The following is an 18,079-nucleotide window of genomic DNA, read 5'->3' as shown; positions in this document are numbered from 1 at the left end:
CTTCAAACGCTTGAGCTATGCGGCTTGCAGGATGGCGCTTGAACCAAGGTTAGTTTCATTGGCCAGGCGTCCATCGTGGGACGGAGGTCGAACTCGACCCCGAACAACTGCGCACACTGGCTGCGCAGTTGATGCCCAAGGTCGACACCCAAGGAGCTTTACAAAAGACGCGCTGAGGAGTCTTTGTGTCTGCGTATATTCTGACTAGCAACTAACTCAACAGGAGTTCGTTCTGTTGAGTCATCTGCAAAGCAGTTTTTTCCAAATGCAGTAAAAACTCTTTCCGGGGCTGTCCTCCGCCATATCCGGCGAGTGCACCATTTGTCGCTATGACACGGTGACAGGGGACGACAATGGATAAGCGATTGTGTCCATTTGCATTGCCCACTGCTTGGCTTGCACCTGGCTTACCGATGCCCCTAGCGATGGCACCGTAGCTTGAAATAGTTCCATAGTCGATTTTTAGAAGCTCTGCCCACACAAGCCTGTCAAAAGAGCTGCCTGGCATATGGAGCGGTACTGAAAACCTTTTTAGCTTTCCATCAAAATAAAGTTTTAATTGAACTTCGATCTGCTTGATGTAGACATGCTCACCCGGTGCGATTGAATACCCATGACGCCCACGCAGTTCGTTTAATTCAGCGGTTAGGGCCGGGCGGTCAAGAAATTCGAGGAGTACCAAACCTCGCTCCTCTGCCATGGCGATCATTGGGCCCAACGGTGTAGTCAAATGGCGATATAGCAGGAGCGACGTTTCAGCTGCCTTACCAGGGGGCATCTGAAATGTTTTTTTGAAAGCATCTCTAAAGCCACTCAATGACTCGTACCCTAAGTCAAATGCGGTGTTATCCAGCGTTTCGCCCGAAGAAATCCGGCCTAGGGCAACACCGAGCCTTCTAGAACGGATCCATGCATGAAAAGTCATGCCAAAATTTTGTTTGAACCACCTGCGTAGGCGTAACGGATCGATACCACGCGTAGTTAGGTCAGCATCACTCCAGCGAGCGTCAGGTGATGCAGATACAGAGGCCAGTAGCGCCTTGACCCAATCTGGCGCGCAAGCTGCGAGATCCAATGGCTTGCATCGTAAGCAAGGCCGATAACCTGCTGCCATCGCTTCGTTAGCCTGCGAAAAAAACTCTACATTCTCGGGCTTTGGCTTACGTGCACTACATGTAGGGCGGCAAAAAATACCTGTAGTTTTGACAGCAGTGAAAAAAACGCCCTCATAGGCGGTATCACTGCATAGCATCGCATTCACCATCTCGCTTCTGGGCGGAAGAGCGTGATTGTAAGATCTCATAGACCGTAGCCTCGTCATCGAATGGGGGTAAAAATCGCTTTCGAGATGCGGGAAACAGCGGCGAGGTCGTCGCAATAGCCCCCTTCGACATCGACCGTGAGGGGAACTGTAAGCACTCGAACCATTGACTCAACTGTAGTAGTCAGCAGTTTTAGGGGAAGTTGATTGCCATCTTGGTATCCATGCGCCCAAGCAACGGCGGCGCTGCTGGTCGCGATTGCCTTACTCCCAACACTTTCGACCATACGTGCGCTGCCAGCATCGCTCACGTTGGCGAGTACCAACAAATTAGCTGGGTGAAGTTTGCGGAAAACCGCACTTAGTGGCGTCATTCAGTGGTACCCCGGTGAGAGAAGACAGGTGCAGATCGCGCTATCGTAAGCTGACTGCAGCGACGTCTCCACCGAGAAATCGACAGTGATTTAAGAGCTAGCGAATATAGTTTTTGCGGGTTAGGGAGGGGTGAATACCTAAGCAAAAGCGTGCTGAAAGACGTTGCCGTACACATCCAGTCATCGCAGGGATCGGATAGATGACTTCCCCGGACGCTTACCTTCGCTCAGCAGAGGGACGATAACAAAAGGCGCCTGAAAACAGCCTCCTGCGGCGAAGTAACCGGCTTTGCAGAGCCATATCGACTACTTGAGCAAGGCTGTGAACGCGATAGAGCAGCTGATTCGCGAAAGCGTCAACAGGCTAGACCGCGAAAAGGTCGAACGCCTGCTCAGTTAAGGGCATCGGGCTCATTTACGGCGGCTAGCCTAAATCGGCAGCGATGTGTGGTTGAAGGTCACACGGCTTGAGAGCTGTGGGAGCTTGGCTGTCTTAAAAAGCGATGCCAACGTTAGGGTCATCCAGACAGTTGCTCCCACATTTAGATTTCTGCCAGCTTCTCCAAGCCAGCAACTTGGCCTGAACGGCACGCTAGCGTGCCATTCAGGCCTTTCCCGCCGCGTTTACTTACGCGCCGCCTCCCACGATTTGAGCAGGTCGCTGTAGGTCACCGTCTCGCCTTTAGGCTTCTCGTTGGCCAGTTTCGGCTTCGGCGCACCCGGTTGGTCGAACCAGTATTGCGCGTCACGCTCGGGGTTCATTTTCGGGCCACACACCGGTTGCACCTTGGAGCGTTCCAGGCGCGTCATGATCGCGTCCTGTTCCTTGGCCAGGTTGTCCAGCGCCTGTTGCGGGGTTTTTTCGCCGCTGGCGGCGGCGGCGATATTGCTCCACCACAGTTGCGCCAGGCGCGGGTAGTCCGGCACGTTGGTGCCGGTCGGGGTCCATTCCACCCGTGCCGGGCTGCGGTAGAACTCCACCAGGCCGCCGAGTTTGGGCGCCATGTCGGTCATGGCTTGGGAATTGATGTCGGACTCACGAATCGGCGTCAGGCCGACGATGGTTTTCTTCAGCGACACGGTTTTGGAGGTCACGAACTGCGCATACAGCCAAGCCGCGAGTTTCTGTTTTTCCGGCGTCGACTTGAGGAAGGTCCAGGAGCCTACGTCCTGATAGCCCTTCTTCATGCCCTTTTCCCAGTAAGGTCCGACAGGCGATGGTGCCATGCGCCATTTCGGCGTGCCGTCGGCGTTCACCACCGGCAGGCCTGCTTTGGTCATGTCGGCGGTAAACGCGGTGTACCAGAAGATCTGCTGGGCGATATTGCCCTGGGACGGCACCGGGCCGGATTCGGAGAAGGTCATGCCCGCCGCTTCCGGTGGCGCGTAGGCTTTCATCCAATCCACGTATTTTTGCGTGGCAAATACAGCGGCCGGGCCGTTGGTGTCGCCGCCGCGGGTGACGCTGGAGCCCACCGGGTGGCAGTCCTCCACGCGGATGCCCCACTCGTCCACCGGCAGGCCGTTGGGCAACCCCTTGTCGCCGCCACCGGCCATGGAGAACCACGCATCGGTGAAGCGCCAGCCCAGGGACGGGTCTTTCTTGCCGTAGTCCATGTGCCCGTAGATACGCTTGCCGTCGATTTCCTTGACGTCTTCGGTGAAGAACTTGGCGATGTCTTCATAGGCCGACCAGTTCACCGGCACGCCGAGGTCGTAGCCGTACTTTGCCTTGAACTTGGCTTTGAGCTCCGGACGCTCGAACCAGTCGGCGCGAAACCAGTAGAGGTTGGCGAACTGCTGGTCGGGCAACTGGTAGATCTTGCCGTCCGGCGCGGTGGTGAACGACAGGCCGATAAAGTCCTTGAGGTCGAGGGTCGGCGAGGTGAAGTCTTTGCCTTCGTTAGCCATCAGGTCGGTGATGGATTCGGTCTTGCCGTAGCGAAAGTGCGTGCCGATCAGGTCCGAGTCGTTGACCCAGCCGTCATAGATATTTTTGTCGGACTGCATTTGGGTTTGCAGCTTTTCCACCACGTCGCCTTCCTGCAGCAGGTCGTGGGTCAGCTTGATCCCGGTGATTTCCGTGAAGGCCTTGGCCAGCACCTTGGATTCGTACTCGTGGGTGGTGAGGGTTTCCGACACCACGTTGATCTTCATCCCACGGAACGGTTCCGACGCTTTGATAAACCATTTCAACTCTTCGAGCTGTTGGGCTTCGGTGAGAGTGGACGGTTTGAACTCGCTGCCGATCCATTTTTTCGCGGCATCTTCATACGCATCGGCCCACGCCGTGGCGCTCAAACCGCTGAGGGCCAGTACGGCGGCCAATGAAATGCTATGTCGCAGCTTATTGTTTTTATTCAACATAGAGACCTCCTGGGGGTTTATTCATAAGGGCATTAGCCCCAACGCATCACGCTCAACAGCCATACCAGGGACAGCGCGGACGCCACCCAGATGCTCCAGTCGGTAACGCCGATAACCAGCAAATGCAGGTAGGCGCTGCCGAGAAGACCGATAAACAGGCGATCACCACGGGTGGTGCTGATCGGTAGAAACCCACGCCGAGGGATGCTCGGCGAACGCAGTTCCCAGGTGGTCATGCCCGCCAGAATCAGCGCGATGCCGCCAAAGAACAGTGCAGTGGGGGTGGTCCAGGCCATCCATTCCATCATCGACTCCTCAGACCCGGCCCAGGGCAAAGCCCTTGGCCACGTGGTTGCGAACAAACCAGATCACCAGCATGCCGGGCAGGATGGTCAACACCCCCGCCGCCGCCAGCACGCCCCAATCGATCCCCGATGCCGACACCGTGCGCGTCATGACCGCCGCGATGGGCTTGGCGTTGACCGAGGTCAGCGTGCGCGCCAGCAGCAGCTCGACCCAGGAAAACATGAAGCAGAAAAACGCGGTGACGCCGATGCCGGAGCCGATCAACGGGATGAAAATCTTCACGAAAAACTTGGGAAACGAGTAGCCGTCAATGTAGGCGGTTTCGTCGATTTCCTTGGGCACGCCAGACATGAAACCTTCCAGAATCCACACCGCCAACGGCACATTGAACAGGCAATGCGCCAGGGCCACCGCGATATGGGTATCGAACAGGCCGATGGACGAATACAACTGGAAGAACGGCAGCAAGAACACCGCCGGCGGCGCCATGCGGTTGGTCAGCAGCCAGAAGAACAGGTGCTTGTCGCCCAGGAAGCGGTAGCGCGAGAAGGCATAGGCTGCCGGCAGCGCCACGGTCAGGGAGATCACCGTGTTCAGGCTCACGTAGTACAGCGAGTTGAGGTAGCCGGTGTACCAGCTCGGGTCGGTGAAGATCACCTTGTAGTTGGCCAGGGTGAAATCCTGCGGAAACAGTGTCAGCCCGCCGAGGATTTCGGTGTTGCTCTTGAAGGACATGTTCAGCAGCCAGTAGATCGGCACCAGCAGGAACAGGATGTAGATCAGCAGCGGTATGACTTTGCGCTTGCTCATGTTGGCGGCCTCAGCGGTTGGCGTCGGAATGGGTCATGGCGGTGTAGAACAGCCAGGACACCAACAGGATGATCAGGAAGTACACCAGGGAAAACGCCGCCGCCGGGCCCAGGTCGAATTGGCCTACGGCCATCTGGGTCAATGTCTGGCTCAGGAACGTAGTGGCGTTCCCCGGCCCGCCGCCGGTAAGGACGAACGGCTCGGTGTAGATCATGAAGCTGTCCATAAAGCGCAGCATCACCGCGATCAGCAACACGCTCTTCATCTTCGGCAGTTGGATATGTCGGAACACCGCCCAGGCGGAGGCCCGATCAATCCGCGCGGCCTGGTAGTACACGTCCGGAATGGCGCGCAAGCCCGAGTAGCAGAGCAGCGCCACCAATGAGGTCCAGTGCCACACGTCCATCACCAGCACGGTGACCCAGGCGTCCATGGTGTTGGCCGCATAGTTGTAGCTGATGCCCAGGGCGTTGAGGCTGTAACCCAGCAGGCCGATATCGGCACGGCCGAAGATCTGCCAGATGGTGCCCACCACGTTCCACGGGATCAGCAGCGGAATTGCCAGCACGATCAGCACCAACGACGACCAGCGGCCCTTGGTGGGCATGGTCAGGGCGATGGCGATGCCCAGCGGTATTTCGATCAACAGCACGCACGCCGAGTAGATGAACTGGCGCAGCAGCGAGTCATGCAGGCGCGGGTCGAGCAGCACCTGTTTGTACCAGTCGGCACCGACGAAGTAGCGGCTGGACTGGTCGAAGATGTCCTGCACCGAGTAGTTGACCACGGTCATCATCGGGATCACCGCGCTGAATGCCACCAGCAGGAATACCGGCAATACCAGCCACCAGGCCTTGTTGTTCTGCACCTTGTTCATGGCTGCACCTCCAGCAGGTAGTCGTCGGCATACAGCATCAGCCATTGCGCGGGAAAACTGATGGAGGCCTGGCTCTCGGGCACCGGTTTGTCTTCGGCCAGGCGCACTTTGAGCGTTGCGCCGTCGAGGTCGAGGGTCATGATCTTGTAGGTGCCAAGGTCTTCCAGGTGCGTGACGTTGGCCTGCATGGCGTCGGGGTTATGCTCGTCCCACACGTGGATAAATTCCGGGCGGATGCCCACCTGCAGCTTGGTGTAGTCCGTCGCTGCAATGCGTCGCTGCAACGCCTCGGGCAACGGCAGATGGGTACCGGCAAATTGCACCCCGCCCGCCTCGGCCCGCACTTCGATCAGATTCATCCCAGGGCTGCCGATGAAATAACCGACAAAGGTGTGGCTGGGTCGCTCGAACAGTTCCCGTGGCGTGCCGAACTGCACGATCTGCCCGCCGTACATCACCGCGATCTTGTCGGCGAAGGTGGAAGCCTCAAGCTGATCGTGGGTGACGTAGACCATGGTGATATTGAACTGCTCGTGAATCTGCTTGAGCTTGCGCCGCAGCTTCCACTTCAGGTGCGGGTCGATCACCGTCAGCGGCTCGTCAAACAGGATCGCCGATACGTCGTCGCGCACCAGGCCGCGGCCCATGGAGACTTTTTGTTTTTCATCGGCGGTGAGGTTGCGGGCTTTTTTGGTCAGCAGGTTTTGCAGGTCGAGGACTTCGGCGATTTCCTGCACTTTGCTGTGGATTTTCGCCTCGGCCATGCCCTGGTTACGCAGCGGGAAGGCCAGGTTGTCGAACACCGTCATGGTGTCGTACACCACCGGGAACTGGAACACCTGGGCGATATTGCGTTTCTCCGGCGTGAGGTCGTTGACCACTTGGGTGTCAAACAGCACCTGGCCCTCGGACGGGCTGAGCAGGCCGGAGATGATATTGAGCAGGGTCGACTTGCCGCAGCCGGACGGGCCGAGCAATGCGTAGGCGCCGCCCTGCTCCCACACGTGGTTCATTTCCCGAATGGCGTAGTCCTCCGGACCATTCGGCGTAGGGCTGTAGCTGTGCGCCAGGTTCTGCAAGTGGATCTCGGCCATCAGGCAACCCTCGCGACACGGCGTCCGGGGGCCTGGACCAAACGGCCCTGACCATCGAACACAAACAGTTTATGGGTGGGGATATACACGCGGATCGGCGCGTCGACGTCGTATTCGTGCACCCCCGGCAAGTGCAGCACCAGCAGGAAGTGCTCGCTGCGCACATGCAGGAAGGTTTCCGAGCCGCTGATCTCGGCGACTTCCACGGTGACTGCCAACTCCAGGTCGTCGTCGTTACTCGGCACCAGGCTGATGTGGCTGGGGCGCACACCGAAGCGGAATTCGCCTTCGCCGATGGGGCGCAGGTCGACATTCAGCGGGAAGTGCACAAAGTTGGCGAAGCTCACCTCGTTGCCGCTGATACGTCCCGGCATCAGGTTGATCGGCGGTTCGGAAAACAGTTCGGCCGCCAGCACCGTCTGCGGCTGGTGGTACACCTCGGCGGCCTTGCCGCTCTGGATCACCCGGCCTTCGTGAAGGATGGTGGTGGTGCCGCCCAATGCCAGGGCCTCGTTGGGTTCGGTGGTGGCATAGATGGCGATGGTGTGGCGGGCCTGGAACAGCTCACGCATTTCCTGACGCAGCTCTTCGCGCAGTTTGTAGTCCAGGTTTACCAGAGGCTCGTCGAACAGGATCAGCTCGGCATCCTTGACCAGTGCGCGAGCCATGGCCGTGCGCTGCTGCTGGCCACCGGACAATTCCAGCGGGTGGCGCTGGAGAAATTTCTCGATGCGCAGCATCCTGGCGGTTTCCTGCACCTTGCTCTGGATGATCTCGTTGGACACACCGGCCTGGCGCAACGGCGAGGCGATGTTTTCAAACACGGTCATGGTCGGGTAGTTGATGAACTGCTGATACACCATCGAGACGTTGCGCAGGCGCACCGGTTTGTGGGTGACATCAACGCCGTTCATCAGAATGCGGCCGCTGTCGGGCTTGTCCAAGCCGGCCATCAGGCGCATCAGGCTGGTCTTGCCGGACAGGGTGCGGCCAAGCAATACGTTGAAGGAGCCGGGCTCGAAACGCAGGGTGGCGTCGTCGATCCAGGTTTGGCCGGAGACGACGCGGGAGACATGTTCCAGGGTCAATGACATGACACGACCTTTTTATTATTGGAATGAAACTGGCCAGTCGTCAGAGCGAATTTCATGCCAAAAACGGCAGGTGCTTGATCCGTAAGGAAATGGGGTAAAAGCGGTGTTCGAGAGTGAACAATCTGGCTGAACAACTGAACAGGTTGGGGGTTGACAATGAACACTTCTGAACAACACTTTATGGGCACTGGAGCACAACTGGGAGGGGCAAGCCCCGGATCCAACCAGTAGATCGTGCAAGCCCCCATAACAATAAAAAGAAGGTCACTATGGCCGAACCGCTGCCCCACGACATCATCATTCAGGACTCCTGGCGCCGTTGCCGCGCGTTTGGCCTGGACCACCAGAGCACGCCCAGCTTCGACCAGTTGCCGGCCGAGGGCATCAGCCAATTGCTGGAAAGCCAGCACTCCCTGGTGCAGACCACCCACCAGGAGGTGCTGCCCTACTACGAGAACATCCTCAGTAATTCCAATTGCCTGATCATGCTGGCCGACAATCAGGGCCAGGTGTTGACGTCGTGGGGCACTCAACGCTTTATCGAGCCCAAACTGGCCCGTGGCTTCAGCGCCGGCGCCAGCTGGAAGGAGCGCTGCAGCGGCACCAACGCGATCGGCACCGCACTGGCCTGCGCCCAGGCGGTGCATATCGAACACGACGAACACTTCCTCAAGGCCAACCGCTTCATGACCGGCTCGGCGGCGCCGATCTTCGATGCGCAACGTGAAATCATTGCGGTGCTGGATGTGTCCAGCGACAGCTACCTGCCGCCCTCCCACACCCTGGGCATGGTCAAGATGATGAGCCAGACCGTGGAAAACCGGCTGATCCTCAACCTGTTTCGCGACGAGCATTTTCAACTGACCTTCAACACCGGCTTGAGCAACCTCGACAGCCAGTGGGCCGGCCTGTTGATCTTCGATGAAAGCGGCCAGGTGCTGTCGGCCAACCGGCGCGCCGACAACCTGCTGGGCATCAGTCTGTCGCGGGTGATGATCGACAGTTTGTTCAAGGTGTCATTGCTGGAATTGCTCAACCAGCCGGAAGGCTTGCCGTTTTCGTTGCAGGCGGCGGGACGCAATCGGTTCCAGTGCGTGTTGAAACGCCCCCAGCAAATGCCGGTGCAGGCGCGGGTGTTCAGCGAGCCTGCTGCGCCAAAACCAGCGGCGATTGGCCTCAAGACTCTGCATTTCGGCGATGTTCGCGTGGAAAAAGCCGTGCGTCAGGCCGAGCGCCTGCTGGAAAAAGACATCCCGCTGCTGATCCACGGCGAAACCGGCGTGGGCAAAGAGGTGTTCGTCAAAGCCCTGCACCAAGCCAGTTCCCGCAGCCGGCAGGCCTTTATCGCGGTGAACTGTGCGGCGATTCCCGCAGAACTGGTGGAATCGGAACTGTTCGGCTATGAAAAAGGTGCGTTCACCGGTGCCAACCAAAAAGGCAGCATCGGCCTGATCCGCAAGGCCGACAAGGGCACATTGTTTCTCGACGAGATCGGCGATATGCCGCTGCCGACCCAGGCCCGCTTGCTGCGCGTATTGCAGGAGCGTTGCGTGCAACCGGTGGGGAGCAGCGAGTTGTTTGCGGTGGACCTGCGCATTATTTCGGCCACCAACCGCGCCCTGCGCGAATGGGTGCAAGCCGGGCGCTTCCGTGAAGACTTGTACTACCGCATCGGCGGCCTGACGCTGGAGTTGCCGCCCTTGCGCGAGCGCAGCGACAAGCAGGCGCTGTTTCAGCAACTGTGGCAGCAACACCGCGAACCGACCCAATGGGCCGGCCTGAGCAGCGAGGTGCTGGCGCTTTTCGAACAGCATCCATGGCCGGGGAATTTGCGCCAGGTCAGCAGCGTGCTGCAGGTGGCGCTGGCAATGGCCGAGGAACAACCGATCCGCCCGGAGCATCTGCCGGATGATTTTTTTGTGGACTTGAATGTGGCCCCGCCGCCAACTGCCAGTGAATACCTGGATGACAGCATCGACCTGAACGAGCGCCTGAAGGCGGCGGGCGGGAATATCTCCCACCTGGCGCGCGAGTTGGGGGTGAGTCGCAACACCTTGTACAAGCGGTTGCGCCAAGGTTAGCGCGGCTTGACCACCACCAGCAGGTCGGTGAAGTACTCCACCTGGATCGGCAGGTTATCCGCCAGGGCCGCCAGCGCCGCCGCCGTGTCGTCCAGCTTGAACACGCCGGACACACGCAGATCGCCCAAGGCCTGGGAGTCGAAGCGCACCACCCCGTGACGGTAGCTGGCCAGCGTCTGCAAGACCTCGCTCAGGGGCTGGTCGTTGACCTTGAGCAGGCCACGGGTCCAGGCGTCCGGGTCGGCATTGCCGGTGTTTTGCGCGGGCATGGCGTGGCCATCCTTGAGCACGGCGCGCTGGCCGGCGGTGACCTTGACTGCGTCCTGCGCTTGACCTTTGACCGCCACGGTGGACTCGATCACCGTGACCACCGTGGTGCCGTCTGCCGCGCGCTTGACCAGATAACGCGTACCCAGCGCGGTCGCCGTGCCCTGGTCGGTGCGAACCACGAACGGCCGCTGGGCATCCTTGGCCACGTCCACCCAGAGTTCGCCTTGCAGCAATTGGAGGACCCGTTGGTGGCCGTCGAATTGCACATCCACCGCAGAGTTGCTGTTGAGCTGCAATTGGCTGCCGTCTTCGAGGGCGATCTGCCGACGCTCGCCGACGCCGGTACGCTGGTCGGCCATCCACACCGGCAGGTGCTCCAGGCCCCACCAACCGCACAGCAACACGCCAAGCAAGCCCAACACTTGGGCACTGCGTGGGCGTTGCGCGCTAAACGCGCGATTCAGGGCCACGCGCGTCGGCTGCGCGGGCAAGGTATCGAGGCTGCACCAAAGGCCGCGCATGCGTTCAATTGCCACGGCGTGGCGCGGATCGGCCTGGCACCAGGTGTTGAAGGCCTGGCGCTCGGCTTCCGTGACGTCTTCGTCGTGCAGGCGTGTCAGCCAATTCGCCGCTTGCTCAATGATCTGTTCGGAACTCATCACAGCGGGTCGGCCGCATGCAGGCTGTGGTAACAGTGCACCAGGGCGCTGGAAATATAGTTTTTGACGGTGCCGGAGGACACGCCCAGGCGGCTGGCGATTTCGCTGTAGGTCAGCCCGTCGAGGCGACTTAACAGGAAGGCCTCGCGGGCCTTGGCTGGCAAACCGGCGAGCATTTCCGCGATACGCTCCAACGCTTGCAGCGCCACATGGATCGCGGCCGGGTCGGGCATGCCGGCGTCTTCACACTGGATGGCCAGCGCTTGCATGTAGGCTTTTTCGATACGGCGTCGACGCGCGCCATCGATCAACAGGCGCCCCGCCGTGGTGGCCAGGAAGGCCCGAGGTTCCTGGATGTGTTGTGGCTCGGCCAGCATCAGCACACGAATGAACGCATCGTGCGCCAGGTCGGCGGCGTGCTGGGAACACCCGAGTTTTCTGCGCAGCCAGCCATGCAACCAGCCGTGGTGCTCGCGGTACATCGCCGTAAGGGTCTGCTGGCGCACGGAGTCGCCCAGCGCGGCCGGAATGTCATGCATGCGCAAAAATTTCTCAAATGGGAAATGTTACCAATTGCGCAAACAATGCCAGTAAAACGATGACGGGGCAAGGGCCGGATTAACGCCAACTCCACGACACGCCGGTGTAGATGCCACGACCTTCCGCGGGTGTAGAACGGGCTAAATCCGCGCCCTTGTCGTCGTAAGCCGGTGTAACGGTGTTGGCGTAGCGGCGGTTGGCAAGGTTGCGCAGGTCGACCCAGGCTTGCCAGGCCTGTTGGGGCGCGTCGTAACCGAACGTCGCACCATAAACGGTGTAGGGCGCCGCGTAGTAGGAGTTGGCGTAGTCCACCGCCACCCGTGAAGCATGCTCGGTATTGAGGCTGGTGTAGAAGCCCGTCGGGTGGTCGTAGCGCAGTTGCGCCTGGTAGTAGTGCTTGGGGATACCGGGCAAGGCGTTGCCGCCGAAACGGTCGTCGTCGCGGTAGTGGAAGTCGCTGTAGGTGTAGGCCTGGCGCAGGTTGAGTATGCCGCGGTGGCCGCCGTCCCACAGCGGGCTGAGCAGGCCCAGTTCAACGCCCTGGTGCACGGTGGGGCTGGCGTTGGATTCGGCGATGATTGCATTGCTGGTTGGGGTCTGGGGCTGGGTTTCCACGCTGAGCAGTTCGTGACGTACTTCGGAGCGGTACAGCGCCAGGTCCCATTGGCCAGGCCATGCCTCTCCTCGCCCGCCGATTTCCAGGGTGGTGGCGGTCTGGTTTTTCAAACTGACACCTTCTCGCGCCAACCCCGTGGCCGCACCGCCGGCGAAGTATTTGTTGGAACCCCAGATCATCGACCACGCATGCGGCGGCTCGACCGAGCGGCTCACGTTGCCGTACACCTGCAATTGCGGGTTGACGTCATACCGCAGGCCGATGCGCGGCGCGTAGTCCCAATCATGCTGGCTGAGCGGCGCCTGGCCTTGAGGGTACGTGACCTGGGTTTCGCGGCGGGTGTAGATCGCGGCCAGGCCGGTGGTCAGCCAGAGGTCCGGCACCAGTTCCAGCTCGTTGCCGATGTGCAGCACGGTGTCGGAGCCCAGGTAGCTGTAGTCGCGGGTCTTGGTGCCGGGGGCGTAGTACTTTTTGGGATCAGTAGAAGGTACGCGCACATATTCCGACGCGCCATTGTTGGGCATCGCCTGGGTGGTGCGCAGGCCAACGGTGGTTTTGCTGTCGTGGCCGAACAACATGTCCTGGCGGATGTAATTGAGGGTGCCGCTGAGGTCGGTGTAGGCGACTTTAAGGCGGTTGGTGCCTTCGCGCAGGTCCATCGGGTAATCGTGATAGGCCAGGCCGACTTCAAGGCGCGAGTTGTCGTCCAGTTGCAGGGTGGTTTTATTGGCGATCCAGGTCGATCCCGGTTGCAGGCGCTTGGAGTCACGGCTGGCGTTAAGGCTGTTGGCTGCGCGCGGGTCGTGGCTGATCTGGCTGCGGGTGAGTTTGCCGGGGGTGTCGTTGGTCGTCTCGCGGTAACGGAAATAGAAGCGGGTTTCCAGATTCGGATTGAAGCGGTAGCCGAAGTTGGCGGCCACGCCCTTGCCGGTGGCGGCGCTCTGGTGCTGATAACCGTCGGATTCCGAGTCGGTCAGGCTGATGTAGTAATCGGCATCCCCCAGTACCTGGCCCGAGCTGATTTCGCGTTGGGCGTAACCACGGCTGCCGGCCTCATAGCGCACTTGCAGCTTGGGCGCGTCGTAACCCGTGCGGGTCACGTAGTTGACCGCGCCGCCCAGGGCCAGCGCGCCCTGATCAAAACCGTTGGCGCCACGCAGCACTTCGACGCGGCTCTGCCACAGTGGGTCCTTGAGTTCGTAGGGTGTGCCGCCAGGCCCGGTCAGGGGCAGGCCGTCGAACATCTCATAGAGCCCGGAAGCATGCGCGCCGGGGCTGCGGTTCAGGCCCGAACCGCGAATGGACAACTTCACCCCTTCGTTATTCGCCGCCTTGGCGTACACCCCGGGCTGGTACTTGAACACATCTTCGTTGGTGCTCACCCGCCCCTGCTGCACGCTGCTCATGTCGATGTAATTGGTGGCGCCGGGCACGTTCTTCAGCTGCGCCTGGGCCACTTCGCCGGCACTGGCCTCGGCCGTGGTGACTTCGAGCGGCGCCAGTTGCACGTCTTCGGCATGCACCAGCGAACTTAAGGTCAGGGCGGCAAACAGCAACGGAGGTTGGCGCAACAGCATGGGCAGGTCCTTGGGAGTCGGGGGCATGAAGGGCCTGGCCCACCACGCGAACAGTGATGGGAAGCCAACGCGGCCCACCAAGTCACGCTTTGTTAACGGACCCGCTTCTTTCTACACCAACGCCAAGCTGCTTTTTTATTAAGTCCTACATCGAGTCCGCGCATGCACACTCAATATCTGACGAAATAAACAGTGCCCCTACTGTGAAGCCCCCCTTTAGCAAACAAACGATCTAACCCAGCACGTTATTGCAGTTCATTGGCAAAGCGCCCGACCGCGCTCACCACCTGTTTGGCGCCCCCCTGGATCTCGGTGATCACCGCGCCGGCCTGGTTGGCCAGGGTCAAGCCTTGCTCTGCCTGCTCGCGGCTGCTGAACATCTCGGTAATAGCTTCGTCGGCGAGACGCTGGTTTTGCTGGACCACGCTGACAATCTCTTCGGTTGCCGTACTGGTTCGGCTAGCCAACTGCCTGACCTCATCGGCCACGACCGCAAAGCCCCGCCCCTGTTCACCGGCGCGGGCGGCCTCGATGGCCGCATTGAGCGCCAACAGGTTGGTCTGGGCGGCGATACCCCCGATGGTCTGCACAATCGCGCTGATCAGCAATGACTGCTTACCCAGTGCTTCGATGCTGCCGGTAGCCGATTGCATCTGCACGGCAATGTTTTGCATGGTTTGTACCGTGTTCTGTACAACGGCCGCGCCGCGCTCGGCCGTGACATCGGTTTGCAGCGACACTTCGTAAGCCACCCCGGCCGCGGCCTTGACCTCGGACTCGCGCAACACCTGGCCGGTGACCACACTGGCAAACTTCACCACTTTGCACAGATTGCCTTCTGCGTCGTGCACCGGGTTGTAAGTGGCTTCGAGCCATACATCGTTACCGCGGCTGTCCACCCGCTTGAAGCGGCTGGCGACAAACTCTCCACGATTGAGGGTCTGCCAGAAATCAACGTAGCCGCTCGATGCCGCCTCTTGCGGGCTGCAGAACATGCTGTGTTTTTTGCCGACAATCTGATCCAGGCTATACCCCATGGCGTCGAGGAACTGAGTATTGGCGGTGACCACCGTCCCATCCAGTTTGAACTGGATAACGGCAGTCGAGCGGATCAACGCGTTGATGAACGCCTCGTTTTCCTTGGATTGCTCAATGGCACGGCTCACATCGGCACCGTAGCCCTGGATATGCGACAGCCGACCGTCACGCCCTTTGATCGGGCACCAGGTCAGGTTGAGCCAGGCCAGGCTGGCATCGCTGCGCAAATAGCGGTAGTCGTCAGTCACCGGTTCAAAGCGCTCAACCGCTGCGTGAAAATTGCGAAAGCAGGGCAAGTCCTTGACGTAAGGGGGAACGACTTCACCCAGCAAGCGACCTTGCAAGTGCTCTGGGGGATAACCAAGCACCCGCGCGAATGCGTCATTGACCGCCGTAATGCGGTACTCCGCATCCAGGGCGATGGAAAGCCTGCCACGGTCAAATTGCGCAACGAGCTGTCGCAAATGAAAAAGCTCGTCGTCCTGGTCCTGTAAATTTTTCTTCAAGAGGCGATTGAACATGGTGGCGTCCCTGCTGTGGTCATCACTGCATCGGCCATGTGGCCGGCAAGCTGAGCATAGACGACGAACAGTCACGCCGGCGCCACTGACCCCAAGCAAGTGATTGACCTAACCGGGCAGCTCCAGCCCCTGCATCAGCTCATGCGCCTCCGAGCCCGCGGGAAACCGGAAACCATACATCTCATCTGCCGCGAGTATCTGCCCAAGTGCCTCAAGCAACTGCGGCTCGCTTGGCGAGGCGCGCAGCAGCTTGTGTGCAGGCAATAACAATTCGGCAGCAACGCCTTCGGCACTGGCGGTCTCGATTACCGCGAAGAGAATAAAGCGCAGGCGTATTTCGCGATCCGTAGGCCACACCGTTTTTTGCTTACTCAAGGGTAGGGCCTCATTTTTCAGAAAAGTCCGAGGCTATTGCCGACGCCGGGGCGATTCAAGCAAGGGAAGGCAAGATAGGCCACTTCCTACAGAGGAAAACGAAACGCTGTACCTGTACGGATAGCTGTGCTGCCGCTTTGCGTTGCCAATAGCGCTCACTGCACCGGAAGGAAATTCATCAGCAACAGACTTTGCGCATAATTGAGACCAATGCGCCGGTAGCGCTCGTCAAGCATCTGCGTCAACAGGTCGAGCCGCGCGACAATCTTGCCGAACTCCACCGCAAAACTGAGGTTACTGCCCTCCTCCGATATCTCGTTGGAAAACAACAGCAGCACCCCATTGGCATCCTGACGCTTGCTGAGCAACCACGTGGCCTTCTCGATATTGCGCGCGGCGTTGCTGACGAATTGCGGGTTGATCGAGTCGGTCATATAGAACTCGGTGCGCCCACCGTGGGCGGTCACCAGCATGCTGCCGATCGCGTAGATAAACGCCCCGACCCGATCGCCCTGGAATTCCGGGCTCAAGGAATAGCTCAAGGCCACCAGGTCGCGACGTTCACCCAAGGCTGGCAGCGGCCGGCGCTGCTCGATCGCCTGGCGAATTTCCCGCTCGGCACTCGCCGCATCCGGGTAACCCGACTGCCGCCATTGGCTGGGGTTACGCAGGTAAAGCTTGCTCATCAGCACGTACAGGCTTTGCAGGTTGTCGCGCATGCCCAGCGTGGCCATGCGATCGACACTGGTTTGAAAGAACTCGTCGGGCTTGCCATTGGTGAACTGCTTGGCAATATCGCGGCCTTGTTGCTGAGTGCAGCCGGTAGCAAAAAACACTAATGCAGCGGCCAGGAGCAACAGCTGGCGCCTGGCGCGAACTCGGAAAAAAGGAAACGTGCGATCCATCGGCACCCGATCTTGTTCTTCTGCCCACGCGGGAAATCGGTGGGGCTGGGACAGAAATAGAGCGGATAAATCTAAAAAAGTGCGAAAGACAGCAGCAGATAGTTGTAAGAGGTGCCTGCCAGAGCGCCGCGTGACGAATTCGTTTCAGCGCCTATACTTCAGTTGCGTGCGTTGTTGGCGAGCCAGGATGGCATTTTCACTTTTACGTGGCCTTGCGGGTGGTTCGCAGCGCCCGCGGCACTATCAGCAGCCGCTGTAAATGAGGTGACGGCAATGAAACATCCAATTCGAGCACAAATGTTTGTCCAGGTGATTTGCCTGCTTTCGGTGGCTCAGCTTTTTTGCTGATCCGGAGGGGAAACTGCCTTTGAAAGGGCTGCGGGCGTGGCGGGGCCCGTCTTCATTTGTCCAGGTTCAGCAGTTCCTGCATACGTTCGCCTATCATTCCTCGCAACCATGCGGCATGAAACTCGATGTCTGCCAGAGAAGTCCCGTCACCCATTTGATATCCCAACACCTTGCCCTTGGGGCCCTTATACGTCACGTAAAAATGGCCATCGTGGTCAAACAGGGCGACCGCGTAGGGGCGGATGGAAAGAATGTGGTCGAAAGGCACACGCACTTCCATGGGTTTGCGGCCACGACGCGTGACCGTGAGGGTGAGCAGTTGCTGGTTTTCGTCGAACGTGAACGCCTGCACTTGAGGCTCAGACGTCACCCACGCAAACATCGCGGCAATGAACACTGCAGCACCCAGCATGAGCAGCATGAACGACGACTCGCTGAGCTTCGATCCAGCGCTGGGGGGCTCACCGTGTATATCGCCCATCCCCACAAGCAACATCGCCAACCCATAGCCCGGTAAAAGCAAAAGCAGCCCTAGGAAGAATCCAAAAACTGCGTAGCCATTGCCGCCAATGATCGGGATACTCGGGCCGTAATGCCAAACAGGTGGGTGGGTAGCAACGGTTTCGGTGCTTGGCGCGGCTAAAGGCGTTGCGACAAGACGAGGTGGGCGTTGACGATCCATCTGACGGGCTCCGGGGTTTGCAGCGCAGACAGTACCACTGATGGATCGCGGGTATCGGCAGCCGTTGATGATTTACGCTTGAGGGGCGGCCTTGGCGACTGTGGCTCTTTCACATTCTTTTCACAGCCGGGCGCTTATGGTCATTTCCAGCTCCTAGTGAACATCCCTTTAAGCCCGCTCCCCCCCATCGCGGGCTTTTCTTTGTCCGCGATTTTCTATGGCATCAGGCCAATACCTATTCCCAGCTGTGTCAGGCTCAAGGCGCACCGTTTGCACTGACAGCA

The 18,079-nt window shown here is 59.5% G+C and carries 15 protein-coding genes and 1 pseudogene; 1 reads left to right on the top strand and 15 read right to left on the bottom strand.

Features of this window, described 5'->3' with window-relative positions; translation table 11 throughout:
• Positions 1-211: 211 nt before the first annotated feature.
• The 8 genes and pseudogenes from AB4N98_RS23675 to AB4N98_RS23640 all read right to left on the bottom strand — a co-directional run bounded on the left by AB4N98_RS23675 (position 212) and on the right by AB4N98_RS23640 (position 8,183).
• A complete protein-coding gene (locus tag AB4N98_RS23675; RefSeq protein WP_026067219.1) occupies positions 212-1,303 on the bottom strand; it encodes a bifunctional transcriptional activator/DNA repair enzyme AdaA in 1,092 nt (363 codons plus the stop codon).
• Positions 1,304-1,335: 32 nt separating this feature from the next.
• Positions 1,336-1,635: pseudogene (locus AB4N98_RS23670) on the bottom strand (isocitrate lyase/phosphoenolpyruvate mutase family protein); the annotation flags it as partial.
• A 624-nt stretch (positions 1,636-2,259) separates the two neighbouring features.
• On the bottom strand, positions 2,260-4,002 hold the full coding sequence (locus AB4N98_RS23665) for an ABC transporter substrate-binding protein (protein WP_065877374.1): 1,743 nt from the start codon (positions 4,000-4,002) through the stop codon (positions 2,260-2,262).
• A 32-nt stretch (positions 4,003-4,034) separates the two neighbouring features.
• A complete protein-coding gene (locus tag AB4N98_RS23660; protein WP_003232363.1) occupies positions 4,035-4,307 on the bottom strand; it encodes a DUF2160 domain-containing protein in 273 nt (90 codons plus the stop codon).
• A gap of 10 nt (positions 4,308-4,317) precedes the next feature.
• Positions 4,318-5,118: a carbohydrate ABC transporter permease gene (locus AB4N98_RS23655; RefSeq protein WP_017735079.1), complete on the bottom strand. Its 801-nt coding sequence runs from the start codon at positions 5,116-5,118 to the stop codon at positions 4,318-4,320.
• Between the two features lie 10 nt (positions 5,119-5,128).
• On the bottom strand, positions 5,129-5,995 hold the full coding sequence (locus AB4N98_RS23650) for a carbohydrate ABC transporter permease (RefSeq protein ID WP_017527241.1): 867 nt from the start codon (positions 5,993-5,995) through the stop codon (positions 5,129-5,131).
• Positions 5,992-7,089, bottom strand: a complete 1,098-nt coding sequence (locus AB4N98_RS23645) for an ABC transporter ATP-binding protein (RefSeq protein WP_460148948.1) — start codon at positions 7,087-7,089, stop codon at positions 5,992-5,994. The genes AB4N98_RS23650 and AB4N98_RS23645 overlap by 4 nt, the downstream gene beginning before the upstream one ends.
• Positions 7,089-8,183: an ABC transporter ATP-binding protein gene (locus tag AB4N98_RS23640; protein WP_065877376.1), complete on the bottom strand. Its 1,095-nt coding sequence runs from the start codon at positions 8,181-8,183 to the stop codon at positions 7,089-7,091. The genes AB4N98_RS23645 and AB4N98_RS23640 overlap by 1 nt, the downstream gene beginning before the upstream one ends.
• A 269-nt stretch (positions 8,184-8,452) precedes the next feature.
• Here AB4N98_RS23640 and AB4N98_RS23635 point away from each other — a divergent pair, with 269 nt between their 5' ends.
• Positions 8,453-10,264, top strand: a complete 1,812-nt coding sequence (locus AB4N98_RS23635; RefSeq protein WP_017527238.1) for a sigma-54-dependent Fis family transcriptional regulator — start codon at positions 8,453-8,455, stop codon at positions 10,262-10,264.
• Here AB4N98_RS23635 and AB4N98_RS23630 read toward each other — a convergent pair.
• The 7 genes from AB4N98_RS23630 to AB4N98_RS23600 all read right to left on the bottom strand — a co-directional run bounded on the left by AB4N98_RS23630 (position 10,261) and on the right by AB4N98_RS23600 (position 17,795).
• Positions 10,261-11,193 carry a FecR family protein gene (locus AB4N98_RS23630; protein WP_460148947.1) on the bottom strand — a complete coding sequence of 311 codons (933 nt, stop codon included), beginning with the start codon at positions 11,191-11,193 and terminating at the stop codon, positions 10,261-10,263. The two genes, AB4N98_RS23635 and AB4N98_RS23630, sit on opposite strands and share 4 nt — an antisense overlap.
• The gene (locus tag AB4N98_RS23625) at positions 11,193-11,732 is read right to left on the bottom strand and encodes a sigma-70 family RNA polymerase sigma factor (protein ID WP_017527236.1); all 540 of its coding nucleotides are present in this window, start codon (positions 11,730-11,732) and stop codon (positions 11,193-11,195) included. The genes AB4N98_RS23630 and AB4N98_RS23625 overlap by 1 nt, the downstream gene beginning before the upstream one ends.
• A 79-nt stretch (positions 11,733-11,811) precedes the next feature.
• Complete coding sequence (locus AB4N98_RS23620) at positions 11,812-13,926, bottom strand: TonB-dependent receptor family protein (RefSeq protein WP_460148946.1); 2,115 nt, start codon at positions 13,924-13,926, stop codon at positions 11,812-11,814.
• A 245-nt stretch (positions 13,927-14,171) separates the two neighbouring features.
• The gene (locus AB4N98_RS23615) at positions 14,172-15,485 is read right to left on the bottom strand and encodes a methyl-accepting chemotaxis protein (RefSeq protein ID WP_017527234.1); all 1,314 of its coding nucleotides are present in this window, start codon (positions 15,483-15,485) and stop codon (positions 14,172-14,174) included.
• 108 nt (positions 15,486-15,593) lie between these two features.
• Positions 15,594-15,860 (bottom strand): hypothetical protein, encoded by a 267-nt coding sequence (locus tag AB4N98_RS23610; protein WP_116077878.1) that lies wholly within the window; start codon positions 15,858-15,860, stop codon positions 15,594-15,596.
• A gap of 155 nt (positions 15,861-16,015) precedes the next feature.
• Complete coding sequence (locus AB4N98_RS23605) at positions 16,016-16,765, bottom strand: hypothetical protein (RefSeq protein ID WP_065877388.1); 750 nt, start codon at positions 16,763-16,765, stop codon at positions 16,016-16,018.
• A gap of 400 nt (positions 16,766-17,165) precedes the next feature.
• A complete protein-coding gene (locus AB4N98_RS23600) occupies positions 17,166-17,795 on the bottom strand; it encodes a hypothetical protein (RefSeq protein WP_017527231.1) in 630 nt (209 codons plus the stop codon).
• Between the last annotated feature and the right edge of the window lie 284 nt (positions 17,796-18,079).

Source organism: Pseudomonas sp. S3_E10 (assembly GCF_054667615.1).
Note: the sequence above shows the minus strand (reverse complement) of the source record. Positions and strands in the feature narration are given on the sequence as shown.

Coding starts and splice junctions, on each gene's coding strand:
- AB4N98_RS23620 (WP_460148946.1), bottom strand. CDS start 13,926: ATGCTGTTGCGCCAACCTCCGTTGCTGTTTGCCGCCCTGACCTTAAGT.
- AB4N98_RS23600 (WP_017527231.1), bottom strand. CDS start 17,795: ATGGATCGTCAACGCCCACCTCGTCTTGTCGCAACGCCTTTAGCCGCG.
- AB4N98_RS23675 (WP_026067219.1), bottom strand. CDS start 1,303: ATGAGATCTTACAATCACGCTCTTCCGCCCAGAAGCGAGATGGTGAAT.
- AB4N98_RS23630 (WP_460148947.1), bottom strand. CDS start 11,193: ATGAGTTCCGAACAGATCATTGAGCAAGCGGCGAATTGGCTGACACGC.
- AB4N98_RS23645 (WP_460148948.1), bottom strand. CDS start 7,089: ATGGCCGAGATCCACTTGCAGAACCTGGCGCACAGCTACAGCCCTACG.
- AB4N98_RS23635 (WP_017527238.1), top strand. CDS start 8,453: ATGGCCGAACCGCTGCCCCACGACATCATCATTCAGGACTCCTGGCGC.
- AB4N98_RS23640 (WP_065877376.1), bottom strand. CDS start 8,183: ATGTCATTGACCCTGGAACATGTCTCCCGCGTCGTCTCCGGCCAAACC.
- AB4N98_RS23615 (WP_017527234.1), bottom strand. CDS start 15,485: ATGTTCAATCGCCTCTTGAAGAAAAATTTACAGGACCAGGACGACGAG.
- AB4N98_RS23655 (WP_017735079.1), bottom strand. CDS start 5,118: ATGAGCAAGCGCAAAGTCATACCGCTGCTGATCTACATCCTGTTCCTG.
- AB4N98_RS23605 (WP_065877388.1), bottom strand. CDS start 16,765: ATGGATCGCACGTTTCCTTTTTTCCGAGTTCGCGCCAGGCGCCAGCTG.
- AB4N98_RS23625 (WP_017527236.1), bottom strand. CDS start 11,732: ATGCATGACATTCCGGCCGCGCTGGGCGACTCCGTGCGCCAGCAGACC.
- AB4N98_RS23650 (WP_017527241.1), bottom strand. CDS start 5,995: ATGAACAAGGTGCAGAACAACAAGGCCTGGTGGCTGGTATTGCCGGTA.
- AB4N98_RS23660 (WP_003232363.1), bottom strand. CDS start 4,307: ATGGAATGGATGGCCTGGACCACCCCCACTGCACTGTTCTTTGGCGGC.
- AB4N98_RS23665 (WP_065877374.1), bottom strand. CDS start 4,002: ATGTTGAATAAAAACAATAAGCTGCGACATAGCATTTCATTGGCCGCC.